At 36.5% G+C, this 21,844-nt stretch carries 17 protein-coding genes; 11 read left to right on the top strand and 6 right to left on the bottom strand.

All coding sequences use genetic code 11. The features are described from left to right. Positions 1-129 precede the first annotated feature (129 nt). The 3 genes from IEV57_RS14010 (at position 130) to IEV57_RS14000 (ending at position 3,603) form a co-directional block, all read left to right on the top strand. Positions 130-2,430, top strand: a complete 2,301-nt coding sequence (locus IEV57_RS14010; protein ID WP_188443672.1) for a TonB-dependent receptor — start codon at positions 130-132, stop codon at positions 2,428-2,430. Positions 2,431-2,459: 29 nt separating this feature from the next. Next, positions 2,460-3,077, top strand: coding sequence for a hypothetical protein (locus IEV57_RS14005; RefSeq protein WP_188443671.1), 618 nt, complete (start codon positions 2,460-2,462; stop codon positions 3,075-3,077). Between the two features lie 94 nt (positions 3,078-3,171). After that, on the top strand, positions 3,172-3,603 hold the full coding sequence (locus IEV57_RS14000) for a hypothetical protein (RefSeq protein ID WP_188443670.1): 432 nt from the start codon (positions 3,172-3,174) through the stop codon (positions 3,601-3,603). 66 nt (positions 3,604-3,669) lie between these two features. Here the strand turns inward: IEV57_RS14000 and IEV57_RS13995 are convergent, their stop codons facing one another. Further along, positions 3,670-4,185, bottom strand: coding sequence for a hypothetical protein (locus IEV57_RS13995; protein ID WP_188443669.1), 516 nt, complete (start codon positions 4,183-4,185; stop codon positions 3,670-3,672). Positions 4,186-4,329: 144 nt separating this feature from the next. Here IEV57_RS13995 and IEV57_RS13990 point away from each other — a divergent pair, with 144 nt between their 5' ends. The 3 genes from IEV57_RS13990 (at position 4,330) to IEV57_RS13980 (ending at position 10,375) form a co-directional block, all read left to right on the top strand. After that, the gene (locus IEV57_RS13990) at positions 4,330-5,922 is read left to right on the top strand and encodes an ATP-dependent DNA ligase (RefSeq protein ID WP_188443668.1); all 1,593 of its coding nucleotides are present in this window, start codon (positions 4,330-4,332) and stop codon (positions 5,920-5,922) included. After that, complete coding sequence (locus IEV57_RS13985; RefSeq protein ID WP_188443667.1) at positions 5,912-8,362, top strand: ligase-associated DNA damage response DEXH box helicase; 2,451 nt, start codon at positions 5,912-5,914, stop codon at positions 8,360-8,362. The genes IEV57_RS13990 and IEV57_RS13985 overlap by 11 nt, the downstream gene beginning before the upstream one ends. Before the next feature lie 216 nt (positions 8,363-8,578). Further along, positions 8,579-10,375, top strand: coding sequence for a tetratricopeptide repeat-containing sensor histidine kinase (locus tag IEV57_RS13980; protein WP_188443666.1), 1,797 nt, complete (start codon positions 8,579-8,581; stop codon positions 10,373-10,375). On the opposite strand, the gene IEV57_RS13975 is transcribed toward IEV57_RS13980, so the two are convergent. From IEV57_RS13975 to IEV57_RS13955, 5 genes are all read right to left on the bottom strand, one after another. Next, complete coding sequence (locus IEV57_RS13975; RefSeq protein WP_188443665.1) at positions 10,372-11,823, bottom strand: TrkH family potassium uptake protein; 1,452 nt, start codon at positions 11,821-11,823, stop codon at positions 10,372-10,374. The genes IEV57_RS13980 and IEV57_RS13975 overlap by 4 nt on opposite strands. Before the next feature lie 3 nt (positions 11,824-11,826). Further along, on the bottom strand, positions 11,827-13,173 hold the full coding sequence (gene trkA / locus IEV57_RS13970; protein ID WP_188443664.1) for a Trk system potassium transporter TrkA: 1,347 nt from the start codon (positions 13,171-13,173) through the stop codon (positions 11,827-11,829). Between the two features lie 278 nt (positions 13,174-13,451). Further along, positions 13,452-14,111 (bottom strand): tetratricopeptide repeat protein, encoded by a 660-nt coding sequence (locus IEV57_RS13965; protein ID WP_188443663.1) that lies wholly within the window; start codon positions 14,109-14,111, stop codon positions 13,452-13,454. A 41-nt stretch (positions 14,112-14,152) separates the two neighbouring features. After that, positions 14,153-15,403 carry a DNA recombination protein RmuC gene (locus tag IEV57_RS13960; protein WP_188443662.1) on the bottom strand — a complete coding sequence of 417 codons (1,251 nt, stop codon included), beginning with the start codon at positions 15,401-15,403 and terminating at the stop codon, positions 14,153-14,155. After that, positions 15,333-16,406, bottom strand: coding sequence for an alpha/beta fold hydrolase (locus IEV57_RS13955; RefSeq protein ID WP_188443661.1), 1,074 nt, complete (start codon positions 16,404-16,406; stop codon positions 15,333-15,335). The genes IEV57_RS13960 and IEV57_RS13955 overlap by 71 nt, the downstream gene beginning before the upstream one ends. Positions 16,407-16,501: 95 nt before the next feature. On the opposite strand from IEV57_RS13955, the gene IEV57_RS13950 reads away from it, so the two are divergent. From IEV57_RS13950 to IEV57_RS13930, 5 genes are all read left to right on the top strand, one after another. Next, positions 16,502-17,593, top strand: coding sequence for a DUF2891 domain-containing protein (locus IEV57_RS13950; RefSeq protein WP_188443660.1), 1,092 nt, complete (start codon positions 16,502-16,504; stop codon positions 17,591-17,593). Then, positions 17,590-18,801 (top strand): Nramp family divalent metal transporter, encoded by a 1,212-nt coding sequence (locus tag IEV57_RS13945; RefSeq protein ID WP_188443659.1) that lies wholly within the window; start codon positions 17,590-17,592, stop codon positions 18,799-18,801. The genes IEV57_RS13950 and IEV57_RS13945 overlap by 4 nt, the downstream gene beginning before the upstream one ends. Before the next feature lie 205 nt (positions 18,802-19,006). Continuing rightward, the gene (locus tag IEV57_RS13940; protein WP_188443658.1) at positions 19,007-19,894 is read left to right on the top strand and encodes a dienelactone hydrolase family protein; all 888 of its coding nucleotides are present in this window, start codon (positions 19,007-19,009) and stop codon (positions 19,892-19,894) included. A 463-nt stretch (positions 19,895-20,357) separates the two neighbouring features. Next, a complete protein-coding gene (locus IEV57_RS13935; RefSeq protein WP_188443657.1) occupies positions 20,358-20,690 on the top strand; it encodes a hypothetical protein in 333 nt (110 codons plus the stop codon). A 35-nt stretch (positions 20,691-20,725) separates the two neighbouring features. After that, positions 20,726-21,736 (top strand): virulence RhuM family protein/type II toxin-antitoxin system death-on-curing family toxin, encoded by a 1,011-nt coding sequence (locus tag IEV57_RS13930; RefSeq protein WP_188443656.1) that lies wholly within the window; start codon positions 20,726-20,728, stop codon positions 21,734-21,736. Positions 21,737-21,844: the final 108 nt, after the last annotated feature.

The raw sequence follows: 21,844 nt of genomic DNA, 5'->3' as shown, positions 1-21,844 counted from the left end.
TTTCTGGCATTTTATCACAATTTCATGTAACTCATTTTTTTATTTTTTACGATAAATTAAATGCAACTTTGTTTCATTTAATTAGTGTTTTTTAATTCATCTTAGTATTTTTGCAACACTGTTACATTTATGAAAACTTCGCTATTATTTCTATTTCTTCTATTCAATCAGTTGGTGTATTCGCAGCAGGAAGATTGTGTTATAACAATTAGAGGAAAGATCCTACACGAAGAAAATAACGAACCCATTGAGGCTGCATACATTTGGATCAAAGAATTAGAAAAAGGTGCAATTTCTGATGTAAATGGTAATTTCAGAATCAATAATCTTTGTCCGGGTTTTTATGAATTAAAAATATCTTACTTAGGGCATGCTGATGTTGTCGAAAAAATAGAAATTAAGGCAAATTCAAATTTCACATTTAGACTTCATGCCGAGGATATCAACCTGGAAGGTGTAGAAATTCATGGCCATCAAGACGCCATCATTACAACCACCTCAGTAAATTCACTTAGAGGTGAAGAACTCAAATATGCAAGAGGTGAAAGCTTAGGAAACTCATTAAGAAGAATTCCGGGAGTCAATACCTATTCCTCTGGATCAAATATCTCCAAACCAGTTATTCATGGATTGCATAGCAATAGAATTATGATTCTGAATAATGGAATTCGTCTGGAAGGGCAACAGTGGGGTTCAGAACATGCACCTGAATTGGATCCGTTTATTGCAAAAGAAATAGCAGTGGTAAAAGGTGCAGAAACGGTTCGATTTGGGCCAGAAGCTATGGGTGGAATCATCATTGTAAATCCTTCTCCCCTTCCAGTGAAAGCAGAGCAAAGTGGTGAAATTGATTTAATTGGCTCCACCAATGGAAGAGGAATTAATGGTGCGGCATCTTTTTCAGGAGGCTCAGAAAAAATTAAAGGACTAGGATATAGAGTCCAAGGATCTTCAAAATATCAAGGAAATATTCAAGCACCTGAATATATCCAAGGTAATACAGGTGTGAGAGAATTGAACTTCTCCGGAGCATTGGGTTACAGTACTCAGAAATTGGGAACCGAGCTGTATTTCAGTCACTACCAAACTACCATCGGAATTTTAAGAGATGCGCATACGGGTAATTTAAGTGATTTAGAAGCAATCATTCAGAATGGAAGACCATTTTCTGAGTCAGAATTTACTTATGAAATAAACAATCCTAAGCAAGTCGTTGCACATCAGCTGTTGAAGCTAAAGAGCCATTATCATTTAAATAATGGTGCAAAATTGAACCTCCAATATGGGTTTCAGCGAAACCAAAGACAGGAATTTGATCGAAGAAGAGGCGAGGCAAATACACGACCATCACTGGATTTGGAGCTTTTTACTAATACACTTGATTTCAGTTTTACTCACGTGACAAGAAAAAACTGGAATGGTTCGGTTGGTTTGAACTTGATTCAACAAGCAAATTCAAATATACCAGGAACAGGCGTGGTACCGCTTATTCCCAATTATGACATGGTCAATGCTGGAGTGTATGCTATAGAGAAATATACAAGTGGTCCACTAGAAATTGAGGGTGGTTTGCGCTATGATTACAGATATGTAGAAGCAGCACGATTCAATAACAGTGAATTAGAGGAGCGAAATTTTACATTCAAAAATTTCTCAGCCTTTCTTGGTGGTGTTTATGCTTTGAGCAGAACATTGAATTTTAATACAAATTTTGGAACAGCTTGGAGACCTCCAAATATCAATGAACAATTCAGTCAAGGATTGCACCACGGCGTCGCAGCAATTGAAATTGGAAATCCAGATTTCGTGAGTGAGCAATCTTATAAATGGATCAATACATTAAGTTATAATGGAAATAAACTGAATGTTGAATTGACCGGATATGCCAATAGAATTAATAATTACATTTATCTCAATCCAACAGAACAGCAGTTTGTATCATTGAGAGGTAGCTTCAATGTTTTTGAATATCAACAAACTGATGCCTTTCTATGGGGTATTGACTTGAGTTCAATTTATGAAATCAACTCTCACTTTGAGGTATTTTCAAGAGGTTCCATTGTCAGGGCAAAAAACCTTACAGACAATAATTATCTACCATTTATTCCGGCAGACAGATTAGAAACTGGCATTTCTTATAAATTCCTTCAAGGAAAAAGCAACTCGTTTTCAAAAATATTTATTTCTAATCTGATTGTTGCACAACAGAATAGAGAACCTGATTTCGATTTTGCATCAGCGCCTGAGGGATATAGTTTATGGAACATGGGTATCCAAACGCCCATAAAAACTGAGAAAAACAAACTTAACGTAGGTCTACATGTCAATAATTTATTCAATACTTCTTACAAAGACTACATGAATAGATTTAGATACTTTACACACGAAATGGGCAGGAATATCCTACTCAAACTCAATTACGAATTTTAACCAATTATTAATATTTAACAGTAAAAACAATGAAAATTAACAGCACAATCAAAACCACATTCAAAGCTTTCTTTTTTGTCGCCATCCTTGGATTCAATGCGGCTTGCAATAGCGAAGATCCTACTTTAGAAAATGAAGAAGAGTTGATTACAGACGTCACTTTGAAATTTACAGAAGTAGATGAAGCAGGTGTGGCTTTAGCTTCTACCTTTGAAGTAACTGCAATTGATAGTGAAGGTCTTGAAGTTGGTGGAAGTCCTACAATTGGTACAATCAATTTAACTGCCGGTACAAGGTATCTTGTTGAAATCGAATTGTTCAATAGTATTGAAAACGAAGATATCACAGAAGAAATCGTAGAGGAAGATGATGAGCATCAATTTTATTTTTTAGGTTCTGCTTTTGTTGATACTCCTATCCTTACTTACGTCTACGATGATGCGGATGGTAATGGAAATCCTATTGGACTAAGAGGATTTATTAGAGTAGCTGAAGCTCCAATCGTAAACAATGCTATGTTTAGGTTGGTCTTAAGACATGATCTTAATAAGGCATTTAATGGTGCAAATAATCCAAACTTCGTTGATTTTGTAAATGCAGGTGGAGAAACGGATTTAGATATTATGTTCCCAGTTTTTGTCAACTAATTAAAAACACATCTATACTAATTAAAAAGACTGCCTATTTACTAGCGCAGTCTTTTTTTATATATTTGACTTATAAATCAACCCGAAACAAAATATGTTTAAGCTTATTCAATATTCATTTCTCTCCGCTTTTATACTGTTTTCATGCAACAGTAAATCTTCTCATGAACATGAAGAGACTTCCGACGAGAACTTGATCTCAGCAAATGAAACACTTCAAAGTTCGCTCGATATTCGTGAAGAACTCCTAGAAGTTGAGAAGCAATTGAAAGAAGCGAATTTCGACTATGTGGAGATAAAAGAAGAGCTTAAAATTTGGGACAAGGATATCAGTGAAGTTCCAGGATTTGAGCATTCACATGATGATGAAGTACAACGAAAATATCATATTCATAATCCCATGAAGGAATTTTCACCAGAAGAGCATAAACTTTTTCAGCAGGTGATGCACGATGAAATTACAGAAATCTCTTCCAGAATGAAAAGATTACTAGCTCCTGAGGTGATGGATGAAGATGGTGTTTAGAATTTTTAATATAAAAAAGCCCTTTCAGACAGGGCTTTTCTATTTAACCTAATCACCGTTTGTTACTTAAAAACTTGGCAAACAAATCGAAATTTCATCTTTGTCAAACGCTGCATTTTCATCAGCATTCGCCCCAATATTTCCGACTGCAAGAATCACCAAATAATCTGGTCCACTTTCTGCTAAATGGACTTTAATATGACCATCAAAATTTTTAAATGCTTCAAATGTCAGTGTTTCACCATTGGAAAGAGTTCCTAAAACAGTACTGCTTTTTAAAGTTCGGATATCAACGGGCTCTAAAATAAAAGCCATCGGAGCATCCACTGTATCATAAGAACCAAAATGCAAATGTGCAGGAAAAAAGTAAGCTTCACTGTCTTTATCTCCTTTAAGCTCAATTTCCAAGATCAGTTCACCTCCAAAAGCTTCTTTGACTAATAGCTTACCTGAATAATTGAAATCTGATGCTTGAAAAAGATTGTATTCTAGCTGGTTACCTGTGTAAATTGGATCACCTTTATCGTCTTCACAAGACATCATAAAGAATAAAATGATCAAGGAATAAAGCAACTTTTTCATAGGATGTATGTTTCTATTTTCATAACGCAATATTTTATAGAAGAGTTAAATCAACTTCATAAATTTATAGAAATATTTTAAAATTGAATGTGAACAAAATCACATTGCTTACGCCTTTAAAAATTTAATAATCCCAATTTCTTCATGAAACTTTTCACAGAACTTTTTTCTAGTCTTGATCAAAGCAACAAAACTTCGGATAAGTTGAGGGCATTAGAACTGTATTTTCGAAAAACATCAGACAAAGATAAATTGTGGACTCTAGCACTTTTCACACATAAAAAGCCTAAGCGAGCAGTCACTACCAAAGAACTTCGTACTTGGTGTATAGAAATAGCCCAGATTCCTGAATGGCTTTTCGAAGAATCCTATCAGACTGTTGGCGATTTGGCAGAAACAATTGCACTCCTTCTACCCCATCCTGACACAAAATCAGACTTTAGTCTAGCCTATTGGATTGAATTTTTGAAGGACTTAAAAGAACAGCCCGAGGATGAAAAGAAATCCAATTTGTTGGCCGCTTGGTCAACATTAGACAAACAAGAACGCTTTGTTTTCAATAAAATCATCACAGGCGGTTTTCGTGTTGGTGTCAGTCAAAACTTGATCACACAGGCGATAGCCAATGTTTTTGAAATGGAAAAAACAGAAGTTGCCCATCGGCTAATGGGAAATTGGACACCTGAAAATACCAGCTTTGACAAGTTGATCTTGGCAAAAAATTTCGCTGATGACCTTTCTAGACCTTATCCTTTTTACTTAGCATATCCATTAGAAGAAGGATTAGAATCACTTGGAGAAATTGAGGATTGGCAAATCGAATGGAAATGGGACGGCATCAGAGGACAAATTATTCAAAGAGCAAAGGAAGTTTTTATTTGGTCTCGCGGTGAAGAGTTGGTGACTGAAAAGTTTCCAGAACTTGTTGAATTCAGTTCAAAACTACCTGATGGGACAGTTTTAGATGGTGAAATTATAGCATTTCAGGATGGATCACCACTTCCCTTTTCCCTTCTCCAAACTCGAATCGGTCGAAAAACAGTCAGTAAAAAATTACTTTTGGATGCTCCAGTGGGTTTTATTTGTTACGATGTTTTAGAATTTGAAGGCAGAGACCTGCGAGATCAATCCATGCTTGAAAGGCGAAAGATCCTTGAGCAAATTGACAAAGGAATAGCAGCAACAAATTTTCAAATCTCTCCTTTTGTAGAGGTTCAAAATTGGAAGGAAGCGGCGATTTTACAAAAGACATCAAGATCAATGCTTGCAGAAGGATTTATGCTTAAAAAGAAAACCTCGAGTTATGAAGTTGGAAGAAAGCGAGGAAACTGGTGGAAATGGAAAATAGAGCCCTTAACTATTGACGGTGTGGTTTTGTATGCCCAAAAAGGACATGGCAGACGTGCAAATCTATACTCTGACTACACACTTGCTGTATGGGAAGATGAAAAACTGATCCCTTTTGCCAAAGCATACTCAGGCTTGACTGATGCAGAAATGAAAGAAGTAGATCAATATGTGAAGAAAAACACCTTAGAAAGATTCGGTCCTGTTCGGACCGTCAAGCCTGGCTTGGTTTTCGAAATCGCATTTGAAGGAATTCAAGAAAGTCCGAGACATAAATCAGGGATTGCATTGCGATTTCCAAGAATTCAACGATGGAGGAAAGACAAGCCTATCGAAGAAGCCAATACTTTAAATGATTTAAAAGCCCTACTTTCAGTTTATGGTGGATAAAAAACTCGCTCCAGCTATTCAATTTTTCAACTCAAAGAATTGGAAACCATTTCCTTTTCAACTTGAGGCATGGCAAGATTATCTAGCGGGAAAATCTGGAATTCTTAATGCACCAACTGGAAGTGGGAAAACATTTGCACTTTGGATGCCAGTTCTACTAGAATACATCCACAACAATCCTACGAGCTGGAAAAAAGCCAAAAAAAATGGAATTCAGATTATTTGGGTAACTCCTCTGCGTGCTCTAGCTCAAGATATTTCTATGGCGATGCAGGAAGTTTGCGATCAAATAGGTTTGCGATGGAAAGTTGGGGTTCGTAATGGAGACACGAGCGCCAAACAGAAACAAGCGCAGCAAAGAAATCCTCCGGAATGCCTTGTGACCACACCGGAAACACTGCATATACTTCTTGCACAAAAAGATAATAGTAAGCTTTTTAAAGATTTAAAAGCCATTGTCATTGACGAATGGCATGAATTGATGGGCAATAAACGAGGCGTACAAGTTCAATTAGCCCTTGCTTATATCAGGAGTCTAAAACCTAAACCGATTAAAATTTGGGGGATATCAGCCACAATTGGTAATCTTGATGAAGCGCATAAGATATTATTAGGCGACAAATCTCCTGTGCATATTGTCAAAGCTGATATTGATAAAAAGATCGATATGCAGACCATCTATCCTGATGAATTGGAAAAATATCCCTGGTCCGGACATTTGGGTATTCAGTTGGTGGATAAGGTTATTCCAATTATTGAAGAGAAAACATCCGTTCTACTCTTTACAAATACTAGGGCTCAAACTGAGATTTGGTATCAAAAGATCATGGAAAAAAGACCAGATTGGGCTGGTTGGGTTGCAATTCACCATGGTTCGCTGGATCAATCAGTCAGAACATGGGTAGAAGAAGCTTTGCATTTGGGAAAGTTGAAACTGGTCGTATGCACTTCGAGTTTAGATCTTGGTGTTGATTTCAGACCTGTAGAAACAGTTATTCAAATCGGAAGTCCAAAGGGAGTTGCACGCTTTGTACAAAGGGCAGGTCGTGCAGGTCATCAACCCGGTTTACCCAGTCAAATATATTTTGTGCCAACCAATTCCTTGGAACTTGTCGAAGCAGCGGCTTTAAGAGATGCAATAGAAAATGGAGAGATGGAAAGCATTCATTGTCCCACGCTAACTTTTGATGTTTTAATCCAGTTTTTGATCACCCTTTCGGTTGGAGAAGGATTTTCTCCCGATGCAATTTTGCCAATCATCAAAAGCACTTACACTTTTGCAGATATCACTAATGAAGAATTTAATTGGATTCTTTCATTTATCACAAAAGGTGGCGAAAGCTTACAGAGCTATGACGAGTTTTCTAAGGTGGAAATCTTAGAAGGGAATTTCTATAAAGTGACAAATAAGCGTACGGCCATGCGTCATCGCTTATCTATGGGAACCATTGTCTCTGATCCGATGCTAAAAATCAAGCTTAGAAATGGGACTTTTTTAGGTATGATTGAGGAGTATTTTATCTCTAAACTTAAACCTGGCGATCGCTTCTTTTTCTCAGGCAGAGGATTGGAATTCATCAAAATAAAAGATCAAGTAGTACAAGTTCAACTTGCCAAAAAGAAAACCAATAATATTCCAGCTTACATGGGTGGCCGAATTTCCTTGACTTCCAAATTGTCAGGCAAAATCAGAGAGATTTTGGAAGAAGCATCAAATGGAATATATCAATCAGAGGAAGTTCAATTTATTGCTCCACTCCTACTTTTGCAACAAAAACTCTCAGCAATCCCAGATAATCAAACTTTATTGATTGAAAAAAACATTTCTAAAGAAGGACATCATGTATTTTTTTTTCCTTTTGAAGGTCGCATGATTCATGAGATTTTAGGAGCCTTGATAGCTTACCGTATTAGTGTGAGTTATCCGATTTCATTCAGTATTGCGATGAATGATTATGGTTTTGAATTACTATCAGATAGCCCAATTCCAATCGAAGAAATCCTAGAAGAAGATTTATTTACTATGGATGGCTTAGTCGATGACATCACAACCTGTATCAATGAAAGTGAAATGGCAAAACGGAAATTCCGAGATGTAGCTACCATTGCAGGTTTAGTTTTTCAAGGTTTCCCGGGCAAGCCCATGAAATTCAAACACCTGCAATCAACTTCAGGTATCCTTTATGGAGTTTTTGAGGAATATGATACGGAAAATTTACTTTTGAAACAGGCACATCGAGAAGTCTTAGAAATGCAGATGGAAAAAGATAAGATCGTTTCCGCGATTCAAAAAATCAATACGCAACAAATTATTCTAAAAAACCCAGGACAGTTCACCCCTTTTTCTTTCCCCATTATGGTGGATAGACTTCGGGCATCACTCTCTTCGGAGTCATTAGAAGATCGAATAGCAAAAATGAAAGCACAATTGATATCATAACTATTTCAAATTTTTTGTTAGAATTTTCAAAAAAAATCCATTCTTAAAAATTATATTTGGTTATACAATCTTTGCTTTAGTAGAATGATTCCAGAAAATACCCTAACAAACAAGTCTTATCGCTTATTTGTATTGTTTTTGTGTCTAATTTTTATAATTCCAACCCATTATTCTTACTCTAGACAGGAAGAGATTCATAAAGTCAAAGCGGATAGTTTGTATAAGTTATATAGACAAACTAAAACTGATTCAAGCAGACTTTATGTATTGTCTGAACTAGTACAAGAAATCCATTATTCCGATACTGCGCTTAAATATTATCAAGAAGCAATAGAACTTGCTAAGCTTCTGCAAAACAAACATTTGCAAGCCCAAAACATTAATAGATTGGGGGTTTACTACCGTAACATGAATTTGCACGAAGAAGCTCTAAAGCTCTATGAAGAAGCTTTGGAGTTAAGTTTGGAATCTGGTAATCAAACGCAGATTGGTCATTCTTTGAATAACATAGGTCAAATGTATTATTACAAAGAATATTTTGACGAAGCGCTCAGTTACTACGAACAGGCTAGAAAATATTTCGAAGAAGTCAATGACAAAAATGGCCTAGGATATAATTTCACAGGAATGAGTTTGGTTCTTGGTGAGCTTGGGAGATATAAGGATGCAATAGAACTAATCGACAAAGCTATAATCATAAGAGAAGAATTAAAGGAAATCAGACAAGTGATGGTTTCCAAATTCAATAGAGCTAATCTTTTAATTGATTTAGGAATTTATGATGAAGCAGAGAATGATATTTGGGCTCTTTATGAATATGGCATAGTCAATGATAACGTTCGAGCGATCAATGCCCTTTCAAAATTGGTTGAACTTATGGTAAAAACTGGCGAAAGAGAAGAAGCAATCAAATATGCAGAGCTAGCGCAAAAGCTACACGAGGAAAAGCCTGTTTCTCAATCCATGATTGAGATTTATCAAATAATGAATCAGGTTTATTTCAATATGGGAGACTTGGAAAAATCCAAGAAATATCAAAACTTACTCCAAATAGAAAGAAATATTATCAAAAATGAAAAAACTAAGATTTACCTAGCAGGTCTTACCATTAAAAATCAAAAAGAGCAAATAGATTTTTTGAACAGAGAAAAAGCCCTAGTTGAACAAAACGAGAGGTTCAAATTATACCTCACCCTTGGTTTAATTCTTTCATTACTGATCATAAGCATTGCCTACATTTTGGTTTTTAGGGCATTAAAAAGGGAGAAAATCAACTTGCTCCAACTTTCAGAATCTAAGAAAGAAATAGAACTCAATAAGGAAGAATTGCAAAGATTAAATCATGTAAAAGATAAAATTTTCTCCATTTTAGCTCATGATCTTAAAGGACCACTCAACTCATTAAGTGGCTTGGTAAACTTGATCCAAGAAGATAGTTTAACGAAAGAAGAGTTTGAATCCTATATCCCTATCATTGCTGAAAATCTTGGAAATAATAATATTCTTCTTGAAAACATCTTGATTTGGTCTAGAAGCCAAATGAATGGTTTGGAAGTGACAAATGTTGATATCGATGTGCGCGTAATCGTGCAAAAGAATATCGAATACCTGTATCACTCAGGTTACTTTAAAGGGCAAGTTATGATCAATGATATTCCTGAACACACATTTGCTAGAGCGGATAAGAATATGTTGGAAATCATAATTAGAAATTTATTGTCGAACGCTTTAAAATTCACCAAGAAAAATGATCAAATTGTAATCAGCTCATACAAAAAAGAAGATAATCTTGTCATCAAAATCAGTGATGAAGGGGTTGGAATCTTAAGAAAAAACCTCGAAAAATTATTTGGAAACGAGTTTTTCAGCACTCCTGGCACACATCAGGAAAGAGGTACAGGAATTGGTCTAATCTTAACCAAAGAACTTGTACAAATCAACAAAGGAACTATTTGGGTAGAAAGTGAATATGGGGCAGGTTCTACTTTTTATTTTGAAATTCCACTAGCCTAATTCGCTCTCCAAAAGAATGGAGTAAACACAATAAGAATAGTAAATAATTCTAGTCTTCCTAAAAGCATTAAAAAGCTTAGAAATATCTTAGCAGCAGGTCCAAAGAATGCGAAGTTATCTTCAGGACCCACAGATCCGATTCCCGGTCCTACATTTCCTAAACTCGTCGCGACAGCACCAAAGGAAGTTAAAATATCATACCCCATCAAAGTCATAATAATTGATCCTATCACAAAAATCATGAGATAAATAAGTAGGAAGTTCATGATGTGTGTAATGATTTTCCCTGTTACACGATCACCGTTTATTTTTAAAGGCACCACAGCCCTTGGATGTACTATTCTCTTAAATTCCAGCCATGTATTTTTGACAAAAGTCAAATGTCTTACAAATTTAATCCCACCTGCGGTAGATCCTGCTGAACCTCCTAAAAAAAGCATCATGAAAAAGATGAGCGTTAATCCTTGATGATAAGACGTGTAATCTGCTGTAATATAACCTGTTGTCGTGATCAATGAGACTATCTGAAATAGACCGTCTCTAAATGATTTCTCAAATTCTTGGCCACTATAATAGTAGATTGGAAACGCAAAACATAACGCAAGGAAAACTATGGTGAGTGCATAAGTTTTAAATTCATCTGATTTGAAAACACGATCAAACTTTCCTATTAATCCAAAATATATAATGGTGAAATTTGTTCCTGCCAAAAACATAAAAAGAATAGCCACATATTGAATAAAAGCAGAATCATAAAACGCCATACTCGCATTTTTGGTAGAAAATCCACCAGTAGCCATGGTAGTAAGTGCATGATTGACTGCATCAAAAATGGTCATTCCTCCTATATAGTAAAGAATTCCAACTAAAACAGTCAAGCCCATATAGACAAACCAAAGTCTTTTGGCTGTTTCGCGAATTCTAGGATGCAATTTATCTGAAGTAGGTCCAGGAGACTCGGCAACAAACAACTCGATCCCACCAATTCCTAAAAGCGGTAAAATGGCTACAGTTAGAACAATGATTCCTAATCCACCTATCCACTGCGTCATACTTCTCCAAAAAAGAATTCCTCTAGGAGTTGCTTCAATGTCGACCAGTATGGTGGCCCCAGTCGTAGTCAGACCAGAAACAGTTTCAAAAATTGCATCTGGAATGGTACTAATTGTTCCACTCAACAAATAAGGTAGCATTCCAAAAATTGACATAAAAAGCCAACTTAGAGAGACTATCAGATAACCCTCTCTTTTTCTAATATTCTGATCCTGCTTAGAAAAGGAAAAGTATAGCGTTGCCCCTACTGATAATGAAATGAATGCAGAACCCAAAAGTGCTACTTCATCATTGCTATTGAAATAAAGTGAAAAACCTACACCAGGAAGCATCAGCAATGCCAATAGCATTAATAAAGCTCCTAATATTTTTCCTATTGCCTTAAAATGAATCATTACTTAATGAAATAGCTTTTCTAAGGATGATTTGGCACTCGGTAGCGCAAATACAATGGTCTTGTCATCGATTTGTAATATAAAATCACCATCAGGGATATACACTTGATTTCCTCGAATCACACCAGCAACTATCGCTGTTTCTGGAAAATGTAAGTCTTTCAAAGATTTTCTTGTTACCCTGTTGTTTTTAGTGATGACATATTGGATAAACTCTGCATCAACTCCATAAATACCTGAAACAGCCTCGACATTTCCTTTTCTAAGAAATCGGGTAATCTGATTTGCTGCTACTAGCTTTTTGTTAATCAAAGAATCTACTCCGATACTGTGTGAAATATGGATATATTCTCTCGTATCCACATGTGCGATTGTTTTGTAAACTCCATGATTCTTAGCCGTCAAACTCGCAATTATGTTTGTTTCTGAGGACTCAGTCACAGAAATAAACGCCTCCATTTCTTCTAATCCCTCTTCAACCAATAGATCAATATTTTTATAGTCTCCATTGATAACCAGCGTATTATCAAGTCTTTCCGAAAGCCATTTACAACGTTCTTTATCCTTGTGGACCAAAGTCACTCTGTAGTCATTCTCGAGCTTCAATGCTGTCGCATAAGCCATATCATCACCACCGATAATCATTACATTTTTAATGGTTACTTTTTTCTGCCCAAGAAGCTCTAAAATAGACTCTACAGCTTTTTTGTTTGATATGAAAAATACGTGATCATTATTTCTTAAAACTGTATTTCCTCTTGGAATGATTGTAATTTGATCTCTTACGATTGCAATAATTCTAATATCTTTAAAAATCAAATCTTGGCTCATCTCCGAAATTGCCCGATTCACAAGCGTACTATATTGGTCCAAAGTAATTCCAACCACGTTCATTTTCCCTTCTTCAAATTCAAAAACATCAGTAAAAGAAGAGTTTTGAAGCATCCTTTTGATCTCCGTACTACAGAGCATCGTCGGCGAAATAATATTATCTATGCCAATTTGATTAAAATAGACTTCATGCTCAGGAGTTAGATAATCATGGGTTCTAACTCTAGCTATTACTCTTTTAGCGCCAAGTTGCTTCGCTAATGCAGCTGTTACAATATTGCTTTTTTCAGAAGTAGTGACGGCCATGACCATATGGGCTTCGTCAACACCAGCACTTTTAAGAATATCTAAAGAAGTCGCGTCACCCACAATAGTAAGCACATCTAAATGTGAAGCAACATTATCAAGAACATCCTTATCTGTATCGATCATTACGATGTCTTTGTTATCAAAACTCAATCGCTCTGCAAGATGGTATCCCATATCTCCAGCACCAGCAATGACTATTTTCATTCCCATAGGGGTGAATCTAATTGATTAGGGTGTAAATGTAAATACTTAGAATGAATTAATTAAGGTAAATGGAGTGGAAGATTTGAAAATTTAAAAATTATAAAATTTATTCTTCTTAGATGGCTAAAACAAACTCTCCCCCTTTAGCCAAAAAATAAATTTGGCTAAAGCCAATCCATAAAATTATAATCTCTTAAGGATGGGCTAATGCACCATCCCAATTGAAATAAATGCTTTTTGATATAATTTAATCAAATCAACTTCAAATCTGTTTACCAAGCCTTTTATTTACAAAAATTACTAAGATATTTATCTACAGACTTATTCCCTAATCTTCTTGCAGTATTCCAGTCTTCACATGCTTTACTTCCATTTTTTGCTTGATAATAACTTGTTCCACGATTAGTCAATACATCAGAGTTGTCAGGGCTGAGTTTCAAGGCATATGTATAATCCACAATAGCTTTGTCAAACTTTTTGATTTTCAAATGACAATTTCCCCTATTAAAATGGTACGCCCAAACAATTGGGAAATCTTCTCCATTAATTTTACTGTAGGCGATTGCAGCGGAATAAGCTTGGATTGCCTTATCAAATTGCTTCTGTTCTTGATAAATGTTTCCTAAATAATAGGCCAATTCATCGTCTTCTTCAAAAATTTCCAAAGCTGATGAAAGTGCCTGTATAAGCTTATTGGTCTTTTGTGGCAAATTTCTTATTGCATTATAATAATTGACATAAGCAGGGTGAAATGTCGGATCCTTTTCGAGTACTGACTCTAAAATTTTAGAAGCTCCTTCATAATTGCCAGCGGAAATCATTTTTTCAGCAGTCTTTGCAATCACAATAGAATTATTACGCTCTTCTGAGTCTACTTCAAAGATCTCTTGTCCTTGACCGACTAGCACTTGAAAGAATAAAATAGTGAAAAACAGGTACTTCATAACTATTAATTAAATTTATCAGCAAGAAATGAATTTTCCAGCTATTCCAAAAGCTTTTTGCCTTCTTCCTCAGGAATATCTTCTATTTCTCTTAGCTTTCTTTGAATCACTCTTGTCCTCGTTCCTACCAAAGTATCCAAGTCTGTACTTGCTTCGGTAATTTTCTTTTGGGCTTTGCTGATCAAATCTCCAAATTTTGCGAATTCAGTCTTCACAGCACCCAATACTTTCCAGACTTCACTACTACGCTGCTGTATCGCTAATGTTTTAAAACCCATCTGCAAACTATTCAGCATGGCTGCCAAAGTTGTAGGACCAACTAGAATAATTTTATAATCTCTTTGCAACTGTTGCGCCAAATCACCATCACGAATCACCTCTGCATAAAGACTTTCCATGGGAAGAAAGAGTACGGCAAAGTCTGTTGTGTAGGGAGGAATGATGTATTTGTTGCTGATGTCTTGGGCAGATTTTTTGACTGCTTTGAAGAGTTCTATCTTCGCAACATCTACCAATCCTTTCTCCCCCAATTCATAAGCATCTAATAACCTATAATAGGTTTCCTGAGGAAATTTGGCATCAATTGGAAGGTAAACAGGGCCATCATGTCCATTTCCCGGCATCTTGATGGCAAATTCCACTCTTTCACTATTACCCTTTTTCACTTGAACATTATATTCAAATTGATCTGGTGCCAAGACATTTTCTAAGATCGCTTGCAACTGATACTCACCCAATACTCCACGAGTTTTTACATTGTTCAAAACACGCTTCAAATCTCCAACTCCTGTGGCTAGCGTTTGCATTTCGCCAAGTCCTTTTTGAACAGCGAGAAGCTGATTACTTACTAGTTCAAATGATTGACCTAATCTAGTTTCCAGTGTTTTTTGAAGCTTTTCATCAACTGTCTCACGCATTTTTTCTAAGCGCTCTTCTGTTGACTGCAGCATTCTCTCCTGCTTATTGATTAGGTCTTGAAACTTCTCTCTTTGGAGTTCATTGAATTCCTTTACATTTTCCCTAAAGAGTACTCCAAAATCCTTCAAATCAGTCGATTGTTCTTTTGAATTTGATCTCAAGGACTCGAAAACCAAACTAAATTGATGCATCAAGCCATTATTAATCTCAGACCGGTTTGAGGCCATTTGCTGATTGATTTCACTTCTGAGTTCTTGGAATTCTTGCTTATTTCCGGAATCCGACTGACTCTTTTGATGCAACTTATAAACCAGATAAATCAGCAGAATAGATTGAAATAAAAGAATGATGTAAATGAGATTTTCTAAAAGCATGACTGTAATATTTTGGAGACGAAAAGTAATCGATATTTGACTGAATGCCTAGAAACGACAAATATTCTATGACAGTCTCTGTCGGCATTTCTTCCATCGGTACGTGGCCCACACGATCAAAAACTTTGAGTTTTGCCTCAGGAATCGCCGCAGCCAACCTTTCTCCATTAGCCAAAGGAATCCAAGTATCTTCCCTTCCCCAAGTAATCAAAACAGGCATCTTGATTTTTTCAAAATCTATATTTAAGGCTTTCCTAGTCGTCAATCGATCTAATGTTGCCCGTCTGTTGCCTTCCCTTCTCATCAATTCATAATAGCGCGTTACACTTTCATCCTTAATTTTTTCAGAATCAAAATAAACTTGATAAATATTCATTTTGAAAAGGAATTTTGGGGTGCACTTGAGAAGGATTTTTGAAAAAATAGGATGACTTGCTAACTGAAAAATAGGTGCTTTGGATGTATTTGTTCTTTTTGAATTGGTATTCACTACGGCTCTATTTGGAGCACCTGAGGAATTTACAAGGTTCAGGGTAAGGATACGTTCAGGCTTTTCTGATGCCATTCTCAGTGCTACGGCTCCACCCATCGAATTTCCTGCAATGTGAAATTCGTCAATTCCTAAGTTATCCGCCAAGCCAAAAAGCAAATCTGCATATTCCTCTACTCCATAGCGCTTTTCGGCATCAGGACCTGTCAATCCATGACCGGGCAAATCCATGGAAATGGTCATAAAATAAGGGGATAACTCCATCGCCCAAGCTTCCCAGGTATGCATGGATGAAAAACTCCCATGAATCAGAAATATCGGCTCGCCTTCTCCTTGGACATTCACATGCATATTGATCCCATCCACATTGATAAAATAAGATGATTCGTTAGCATATTTTTCTATTAAAACTTCTGGACTTATATCACTTCTGTAACTCAATACCAAGGAAAGTACTATAATAACAACGAGGATCAAGATAAATTTCAAAACAAAGACGAGGACTTTTTTCATTTTGTAGAATGGTTTCCACAAGTTTACAAAAATTAAAAATTAATTTTAACTTGACACTTTACAATTAAACTGATTATCAATTTCAGGATGACCATATGAAAAGAAATTTACCTTTATTGATCTCGCTATTTTTGATTTTTTCTGCCTGTGACAAGAACAACCCTCAAGATGAAATACCGACTCTTCAACTCACTTTGGAGGAAGCAAATAGATTAGCTGAATTACCGCTTCACTGCATGCAAGTCGAATATCCCAATAAGCTCAATCAAACCTTGGCCTCCGAAGATTATCTCAAAGGACCAAAAGCGCTTCATCCTGCATTCTATGGATGTTTTGACTGGCATTCAAGTGTTCATGGACATTGGATGTTAGTGAGTTTGCTCAGACAATTTCCCGAGCTAGAAAAGAAAGAGGAAATCAAAAAAATGCTGCTCGAAAACATCAGCTACACGAATATCTTAGCAGAGGTCAATTATTTTTTCCAACCTCAAAACTCAAGTTTCGAGCGAACATACGGCTGGGCATGGGTATTAAAATTAGCTGAGGAACTCTATCTCTGGGATGATCCTGTGGCAAAAGAATTGGAGAGAAACCTTCAGCCTTTGACAGACCTGATGGTGAAGAAATACCTTGATTTTCTACCCAAATTGAACTACCCAATTCGAGTTGGAGAGCACAGCAATATTGCTTTTGGGATGTCTCTGGCTTTTGATTATGCAGAGACGGTCAATGAAAAAGAGCTTTCAGAAATGATTCGCCAACGATCGAAAGATTGGTTTATGAATGATATCAATTGTCCTTTAGATTGGGAGCCTAGTGGCTTTGATTTCTTATCACCTTGCTTTCAAGAATTGGATATCATGCGAAAAGTGCTGGAGAAAGAAGAGTTTGATTTATGGATAGCTGACTTTATGCCTGAGTTGAAGAATAAGGATTTTGAACTAAAACCTGGAGAAGTCAGTGATCGAACAGATGGGAAATTAGTTCATTTGGATGGATTGAATTTCAGTCGTGCTTGGTGCATTTATGGTTTAGCGAAAGCTTATCCCTATCAATATGGACATTTGAATGCAATCGCAAATGCACATATCTCCTACTCTCTTCCTTCCATTGTTGATGACAATTACGAAGGAACACATTGGTTAGGGAGTTTTGCCGTATATGCATTACAGCAAGGTGCGAAATGAGTTGGAGAAAATACATCGGTCCAGGGCCCTTGGTTGCTGCTGCTTTTATTGGGCCGGGAACGGTCACAGTTTGCACCATTGCTGGAGTCAATTTTGGATATGAACTCCTTTGGGCATTGGCACTTTCTATTGTAGCTACTGTTGTTTTGCAAGAAATGGCTGCCAGAATCGGACTTCTTACACAAAAAGGACTAGCCGCAGTCATCTCAGAATTTATTCAAAAAGGAGTTGTCCGATATTTTTCCATTGCCTTAGTTCTTATGGCCATTGTTCTTGGGAATGCAGCTTATGAAGCAGGCAACATTTCCGGAGGCGCGATGGGGGCAGAACTATTCTTTCAGCTTCCTGATTTGAATTTCGGTCAATTAGAAATTAGTCTTATGAATTTCTTGATTGGGTCGATTGCTTTGCTGCTTTTACTTACTGGAAATTTCAAAACGATTACGCGCTACCTTACGATTCTTGTCATCTTAATGAGTTTAGCATTTTTGATTACAGCAATTCTTTTGAAGCCGAATTTCTATGCTTTGGTGAGTGGTTTTGCTCCAAATGTAAACTCTGAAAATATCCTCAACATCGTTGCCTTGATTGGTACTACAGTTGTGCCATACAACCTTTTCCTCCATTCAACTTTGGTCAGTAAAAAATGGAATGAAATTTCAGATATCAAGTACATTCGATTTGACACTGTTGTTTCAGTTGTGATTGGTGGATTGGTCTCGATGGCGATCGTGGTCACAGCTGCTTCGGGAAAAATTCTTGCTGTTGAATCCGCCGCTGATTTGGCCATTGGATTGGAAACGCTCTTAGGAAATTATGCCAAGTATTTTATGGCTTTTGGACTATTCTCGGCAGGAGTTACTTCTGCTATCACCGCACCTTTAGCGGGTGCTATGGTAGTTTGTGGTTGTTTTGGTTGGTCTACAGAAATCCAAAGCAGAGCCATGCGACTCAGTATCATTGTCATTTTGGGATTGGGTCTTATATTTTCATCCTTCGGAATCAAACCCATCCAATTGATCTCCTGGGCACAAATTTCGAATGGAATCCTCCTCCCCCTTTTGAGTGCCTATATTCTCTGGCTGGTTAATAAAAAATCTGTAATGAAGGACCATGTCAATACCTTATCGTTGAATATTATTGGAGGAGTGATCTGGTTAATCACCCTGACATTAGGAGTTTGGAGTGTGTACAAGGTATTATTATAACTAGCTTAAGATAGGTCCTGCTTTAAAAGAATTCTATTTTTTTAATTGAATACTATTAATTCAAAACCTAGAAAACTTCTATTTTCCTTCATTCAAATTCAATATTTTCCGCTAATAAATTTTCGACCTAAATCTAAAACATATTTACTAATTTGTTTCTTAGCTTAAGTGAAAATAAACCATAAATTAACCCTTTTTTCAAAAGATGAAACCCATTAAAAAAGAAGATATTAGCCAAGATGTATTTGATATTTATGATGAATATGTCCACAGCAAAATTGATAGAAGACAGTTTGTAGAACGACTTTCTTTGTACACAGCAGGAGGTTTTACAGTTTCAGCGTTGATGAGTTATTTGATGCCAAATTATGTAGAGGCCAAGAGATTTGATCTTGATGACAAACGTTTTGACGCAGCATATATCAAATACGATTCTCCAAAAGGTGCAGGAGAAATGAAAGCACTTTTGACCAAACCTGCTGGAATGTCTGGAAAATTACCTGGCATTGTGGTCGTCCATGAAAATAGAGGATTAAACCCCTACATAGAAGATGTAGCTCATCAATGTGCTTTGGATGGATTTATCGCCATTGCACCGGATGCCCTGACACCTTTTGGTGGTTATCCGGGTACAGATGAAGAAGGAAGAACCATGCAAGCAAAGAGAAATAGAGACGAGATGTTGGAAGATTTCATTGCAGCTTATGAAACCTTGAAAAATCACCCTGATTGTGATGGCAATATTGGTGTCGTTGGTTTTTGCTTTGGTGGCTGGATATCCAATATGATGGCTGTTCGTGTTCCTGGACTCAAAGCAGCCGTTCCCTATTATGGAGGACAGCCAACAGCCGAAGAAGTCCCTGCGATTAGCGCTCCTTTACAAATTCATTTTGCTGAATTGGATACAAGAGTTAATGCTGGTTGGGATGAGTATAAGGCAGCTTTGGATGCAAATGGAAAATCTTATGAAGTTCACTTTTATGAAGGTTTAAACCATGGTTTCCACAACCACTCCACCCCAAGATATGATGAAGCAGGAGCAAAATTAGCTTGGGAAAGAACGATGAAGTTTTTTAGAGAAAAGCTGGTGTAGGGAAAAGGATGAAATAGAAAGGATGAAGGATAAAAATTAGAAGATTATAAAAGGCAAATGATGATTTGCAAGATTAAAATCTAATATGATAAAATAAAATTTGAAGGATAAATCATAATCCTTTTTGAATGCAGACCTCCAAAATCTTTTGGAGGTCTTTTTATTGATACTTTTTTACCGTTTAGCGAAAAACACTTTCATAAGCGACGCATTTCCTAGAGAATGGTACGGGCAATCGTTATAATCAGTCATTATTAGGACACAAAAGCCCAAAAACGACTCGAATTTATACTCACATTTCAACTAGAGGGTTTGATAAAATAAAAAGTCCATTAGATGGTTTAAATTTATAAAAATTCTTTTAGTTTTATAATATATATTTCCCCAATATAGTGGAAAGCATACTAAAATGGAATGCTTTCCTCAGTATAGCGGAAAGCAAACCGTTGGACTCAATTCTAAAATGGCAAAGCAGAATCCTTGGATAATCGGAATATTAGGTTTTGGAGTTTTTCTATACCTAGCATGGAATAATTTTGAAATGCCATTTGCTCCATGGACAAAAACGGCAGAGATCAAAGCAGTAATTACAGAAAATGCACTTGGGTATGGACCCATGGGGAGAGGATATACTCAAATCATCACGATATCCTATCAGGTTGATGATTCGGTTTATGTTCAGAAGAAAAAACTTTCTCAGAGAATCGATAAAAAGAAAATGGGATCAAAGGTCTTAATAGAATATGCTGTTAAAGATCCTGGCAATTTTGAAATCAAAGGTTTTTTGAAACAATGAACTAATATTTTTATCAAAATACTTTATCTTCCTACATGGAAACAGTTGACTTTAATTCTGAAATAGTGGTTTTCAAACCCTCCCAAGGTAGTGATGAATTTGAAATCATTTTGGATGGGGAGCACGATACGGTTTGGGTCACCGAACAGCAGCTTGTTGAGTTATTTGGTAAAGCTAGAAGGACGGTTGGTGAGCATATCCGAAATATTTACAAAGAGGGAGAATTGGATAAAGAGTCAACTTGGCGGAATTTCCGCCAAGTTCAAAAAGAAGGAGAAAGAAAAGTAAAAAGGGCAGTTTCAGCTTACAATTTAGATGTTGTGATCTCAGTTGGATACCGGGTAAAATCACCTGTTGGGATTGAATTCAGAAAATGGGCAACCCAAAGATTGAAAGATTACTTAGTGAAAGGTTATGCCATCAATAACGAATTATTGAGTAAGCAAGGTCAAAAAATAATTCATTTAGAGAACCAGCTTGGAATTTTAAGGGAAAAAACGTTTGAGTCACAAAGAGTATTGACGGAAGGATTTTTGGATATTATTTCAAAGTATTCCAAATCTTTTGAATTACTCAATAGGTATGATTCAGAAGATCTTCAGCTCGATAACCTTTCAAAAGAAATCATTTATGTCATTAACTATGATGATGTCAAGAAAGCCATTCACCAATTAAAGAAAGAATTGATTCAGAAAGGAGAAGCCGGAGAGCTTTTCGGCAACGAGAAAGATGATTCATTCAGGGGAATATTGGGAAGTATCTCCCAAACGGTGTTTGGAGAATTGGCATATCCTACCATAGAAGAACAGGCAGCACAATTGTTATATTCTGTCATCAAAGGACATGCTTTTAGCGATGGAAACAAGAGAATCGGTTCTTTTCTATTTGTGTGGTTTCTTGAGCAGAACAGTTATCATTTAGATGAAAGGGGAATTAGGAAAATTAATGAAAATACTTTGGTGGCTCTGGCATTGGCAGTAGCCCAAAGTTTACCTGAGCAAAGGGAATTGATGATAAAACTGATAGTGAACCTAATAAAGAACTAAGTCCAATCGAGTAGACGGCCGTGAGCCATAAGCTCACGGTTCGCCTCTCACACCACCGTACGTACGGGTCTCGTATACGGCGGTTCACTGGATTGTAGGTTGCGATTT

It is taken from the genome of Belliella aquatica (assembly GCF_014637795.1).
GTDB lineage: Bacteria > Bacteroidota > Bacteroidia > Cytophagales > Cyclobacteriaceae > Belliella > Belliella aquatica.
Note: the sequence above shows the minus strand (reverse complement) of the source record. Positions and strands in the feature narration are given on the sequence as shown.

Bases quoted from the DNA above. Each gene is read 5' to 3' on its own strand.
- IEV57_RS13975 (WP_188443665.1), bottom strand. From the start codon at position 11,823: ATGATTCATTTTAAGGCAATAGGAAAAATATTAGGAGCTTTATTAATG.
- trkA (WP_188443664.1), bottom strand. From the start codon at position 13,173: ATGGGAATGAAAATAGTCATTGCTGGTGCTGGAGATATGGGATACCAT.
- IEV57_RS13965 (WP_188443663.1), bottom strand. From the start codon at position 14,111: ATGAAGTACCTGTTTTTCACTATTTTATTCTTTCAAGTGCTAGTCGGT.
- IEV57_RS13990 (WP_188443668.1), top strand. From the start codon at position 4,330: ATGAAACTTTTCACAGAACTTTTTTCTAGTCTTGATCAAAGCAACAAA.
- IEV57_RS13995 (WP_188443669.1), bottom strand. From the start codon at position 4,185: ATGAAAAAGTTGCTTTATTCCTTGATCATTTTATTCTTTATGATGTCT.
- IEV57_RS14000 (WP_188443670.1), top strand. From the start codon at position 3,172: ATGTTTAAGCTTATTCAATATTCATTTCTCTCCGCTTTTATACTGTTT.
- IEV57_RS14005 (WP_188443671.1), top strand. From the start codon at position 2,460: ATGAAAATTAACAGCACAATCAAAACCACATTCAAAGCTTTCTTTTTT.
- IEV57_RS13960 (WP_188443662.1), bottom strand. From the start codon at position 15,403: ATGCTTTTAGAAAATCTCATTTACATCATTCTTTTATTTCAATCTATT.
- IEV57_RS13935 (WP_188443657.1), top strand. From the start codon at position 20,358: ATGGCAAAGCAGAATCCTTGGATAATCGGAATATTAGGTTTTGGAGTT.
- IEV57_RS13985 (WP_188443667.1), top strand. From the start codon at position 5,912: ATGGTGGATAAAAAACTCGCTCCAGCTATTCAATTTTTCAACTCAAAG.
- IEV57_RS13950 (WP_188443660.1), top strand. From the start codon at position 16,502: ATGAAAAGAAATTTACCTTTATTGATCTCGCTATTTTTGATTTTTTCT.
- IEV57_RS13945 (WP_188443659.1), top strand. From the start codon at position 17,590: ATGAGTTGGAGAAAATACATCGGTCCAGGGCCCTTGGTTGCTGCTGCT.
- IEV57_RS13955 (WP_188443661.1), bottom strand. From the start codon at position 16,406: ATGAAAAAAGTCCTCGTCTTTGTTTTGAAATTTATCTTGATCCTCGTT.
- IEV57_RS13930 (WP_188443656.1), top strand. From the start codon at position 20,726: ATGGAAACAGTTGACTTTAATTCTGAAATAGTGGTTTTCAAACCCTCC.
- IEV57_RS13940 (WP_188443658.1), top strand. From the start codon at position 19,007: ATGAAACCCATTAAAAAAGAAGATATTAGCCAAGATGTATTTGATATT.
- IEV57_RS14010 (WP_188443672.1), top strand. From the start codon at position 130: ATGAAAACTTCGCTATTATTTCTATTTCTTCTATTCAATCAGTTGGTG.